This window comes from Globicatella sp. HMSC072A10, from assembly GCF_001811625.1.
GTDB lineage: Bacteria > Bacillota > Bacilli > Lactobacillales > Aerococcaceae > Globicatella > Globicatella sanguinis.
Genome location: NZ_KV805742.1, coordinates 1 through 3,237, shown reverse-complemented (window position 1 = coordinate 3,237; position 3,237 = coordinate 1). Strand labels below are relative to the sequence as shown.

At 31.9% G+C, this 3,237-nt stretch carries 4 protein-coding genes and 1 tRNA gene; all 5 read left to right on the top strand.

The window, feature by feature from the left end:
* Positions 1-54: 54 nt before the first annotated feature.
* The 5 genes from HMPREF2811_RS06790 to HMPREF2811_RS06770 all read left to right on the top strand — a co-directional run bounded on the left by HMPREF2811_RS06790 (position 55) and on the right by HMPREF2811_RS06770 (position 2,814).
* Positions 55-127 (top strand) — tRNA-Thr (locus tag HMPREF2811_RS06790).
* A 343-nt stretch (positions 128-470) separates the two neighbouring features.
* The gene (locus HMPREF2811_RS06785; RefSeq protein WP_071408683.1) at positions 471-752 is read left to right on the top strand and encodes a hypothetical protein; all 282 of its coding nucleotides are present in this window, start codon (positions 471-473) and stop codon (positions 750-752) included.
* 535 nt (positions 753-1,287) lie between these two features.
* Positions 1,288-1,488 (top strand): hypothetical protein, encoded by a 201-nt coding sequence (locus tag HMPREF2811_RS06780; protein ID WP_071408682.1) that lies wholly within the window; start codon positions 1,288-1,290, stop codon positions 1,486-1,488.
* Positions 1,489-1,893: 405 nt separating this feature from the next.
* Complete coding sequence (locus HMPREF2811_RS06775) at positions 1,894-2,124, top strand: hypothetical protein (RefSeq protein ID WP_071408681.1); 231 nt, start codon at positions 1,894-1,896, stop codon at positions 2,122-2,124.
* A gap of 447 nt (positions 2,125-2,571) precedes the next feature.
* A complete protein-coding gene (locus HMPREF2811_RS06770) occupies positions 2,572-2,814 on the top strand; it encodes a hypothetical protein (protein WP_071408680.1) in 243 nt (80 codons plus the stop codon).
* The last annotated feature ends 423 nt before the right edge of the window (positions 2,815-3,237 follow it).

The following is a 3,237-nucleotide window of genomic DNA, read 5'->3' as shown; positions in this document are numbered from 1 at the left end:
TGATGTCGTAGGTTCGAGCCCTACTTGCGGAGCTTTTTTTATTTAATTTTAAGTGCCGTTTTAGCTCAGTAGGTAGAGCGCTTCCATGGTAAGGAAGAGGTCGCCGGTTCGATCCCGGCAAATGGCTTTGAGTAATAACCATCAAAAAGCTATTATATCAACGTTTGTAAGACTTTTAGTGGCCTTATGAGCGTTTTTTATTTTGTCTAGAAAAGGGATTAAAAGGGATTAAAAATGATATAGATTTGGCAACTTTCTAGTCGAGTTTTCGCAAGTGTTTAAAAGGAAGTAAAACTAAATTTAGGGTTGCTAGTAAATTAGTTGAGAAGTTTGGTGGCAACATTGATGATTGGAGTAAACTTGTTGGAAAGATAGAATCAGAATTATACATTTTTGATTTTCATTGGTATGAACGTTAGGGTTATAATATGCAATATTTAGTGAAGATAAAAAGACAGGGGGATAAAAAAATGATAAAAGTATATCAATCAGAAACGGATAGTTATAAAGAAATGGAATGTATTGGAAAAGTTAGATATGAAGGAGAGACGTTTGGTGTTATTTGTCTAACAGATGGTCAAGTGTATGACGTTGTAGGGATAGAACCTGATTATTTAAGAGTTGTTGATGATTCAGAAGAAGATTACTTATATCCAATTATTAATCCAAGGCCAACTGATGGATCTTCAAAAGGTGGTAGATGGGTATTGGTCGAAGATTATTTTTGTAAATTAATCGAAGTATTCCCTTAATTGTTGAGTACTATTTTTCACAAAAGTTCTGATCATGACTATAAAAGGCATATTTTTTTTGAAGGTGGTTACATTTTTATGCTTGTCTGTTTGAGTTGTGATCGAAAGAAACTTAAGCTATGAAGTTAGGGCTTGACTTCCGTAACAGACAAAAGAATCTTTAAAAGGAAAACTTTTAAATTAGTTATTCAAAATGACATGACTGTAACTCATTCAGCGAAGAAAATTATTGCTGTTCAAAGTATATTTTAGATTGTTGATAAAACAACCTTTGATTAATGTAAGATATGTTATAATTAAGGTGAAGAATGATGGCTTATAAAGATGAATAAATTCTATTGTTGAAAAAATGGATTTAAAATTGGAATATAGTATCATATATCTGAAAGTTTTGTATTGAAAATGGTTCACTTCATAAAATAATTGAAAATCTTGACATTTGAATACACACCCTAATGATATAGTAGAACTCAATAGAAGAATGATAAGAATAGTTCCATGTTGGAAACACACCAGGAATTGAGGAGATAAAATAATGGAAACACAATTCTATGATGTTATGCAACAGAAATTTATCCTTAGATTTAAAAATTATCTAATGGAAAAGTACGTTGGTGGTAAATGGGTTGAAAGTGATTACTGGTTCAATAATATTTTTATGAATGATTTTACAGACTTTGAAGAAATAACTGAAGAAAGAGCAAATCAAATAATAGCAAATATGGCTTCTGAATAAGCAGATGCTTTTATTAGTAATGGATCCTGAGCATGACGCTAAAAAGCTTATTTATCGTGGAATGAAGATGACGTTTTATACTTGTCACTTTTTCTTGTAAAGAAGTATGGTCCAAATGGTGAAGCGAAATGTTTAGTTAGTACCTCAAATAGCGGTTACTATAAATCTGAGTGTCGATTTAATTTTTTTACAACTTAAAGCAATTATTTCAACAGTTTAGAAGAACTTTATCATGCTCAACAATCCAAAGATGGACGTGTGACGGGTAGCCCTGTAAATCGTGCAATGATGGAAATTGAAGCGCAATAATATTTACTTTATGTTGAAGAGGAGTATAATATTCCTAAAGAAAAAGAAGAGGAAACTGAGAGAAACTTAGAATTTTGGAAAAGGAGTTGGCCAGATATGAAAGTAGCTGATATTACACAAGTACCATTCGGTACAATTATTAGCTTAGATGAAGCTGTCCCCGACATTCAAATTATTGGAGCGTTTCTCACAATCGACGAAACTGTATTTTATAAAATCAAAGGCACAGGTATTGGTATGGGGAATAGGCTACATACAGAACTGTTATTAGATAAAACTGATAATATATCTAAGGGACAAGAAGTTAAATTTTTACAAGCAATTTAGCACTTACTCAAATACGAGATGAGTGCTATTTTTGTACACAAAAGTCCTGGCATGACTATAAAAGGCTTATTTTTTGTGGAAGGAGGTTACATTTTGATGCTTGTCACTGTTTGTGGTAAAGGACTAGGAGCCAATTTTTTGTTTTAAAGTTCGAGAGTAAAGGCTCAAAATTAATGAAAAAGTTGATATATATAGTTCAAAATCACGACAATAACTTGAACTGACGGAACAATGGTGATTAAAGATTTAATTGCGATGGATGATTTTTTTCAAATGTGGATTGATTACCTTTGGTATGGGATAAGGATGAACATTGGAGTTTTGAGGAAAGAGCATATAATGCTTAAATAGAATTTTGTAAATTGAATAATATAGAAGAAACTTATATAATTAGGTTGAGAGATTTGATGAATAGTAAAAAGAAACGAATATATGGAGGTGGATAAAGTGAAAATGATGTCAGAATCAGATAAAGGTATCAAAATAAAGGATATTGTTAAAAAAAGGGATACCAGCACAGCATCTATCAATTTTCTGAAATCACAATTAGAAAACGATTCTAAATTTCCTATTATCCATATTCCAATTTGGAAAATGGCCAAGGCAGCATTGTCAATACTGGAAGAAGATTCATATGATGGAAAAGATGAAGAAATAAATTATTTAATTGAACTATTAATGAAAGCATAGGGAGTGGGCAAGAAGTAGAAAAACGAATATTTCTCACTTTGTCTGCCTCCCTCGTACAATTGCGTAGGTCCCAATTAAGTCTTTAAGACGCAGTTGGAGGCCAGTAAACCATTTTGCTTTTAATTAACAAACAATTACTTGACTAAATTGATCAAGTTTATGCCTCCCCTTGTCCTTTTATGGACTAAATTTTTTGCTTATCCTCCGATTAGAATATATTTATATGATAGACTTTAGGGTACTTGAAATATCATTTATAAAGTATAAAGACGAAATATTGGCTATATTAGAAAAAGAAAGACGATGACCCACCGCCTCAACAGAGTACTGCTTCATGGGCGTTAGACCATCGTCTTTCGTTACCTTCATTATACTTCAAGAACATAAATCTTTCCAGGTCTTTCAAAGAGTGATTCCTCAATT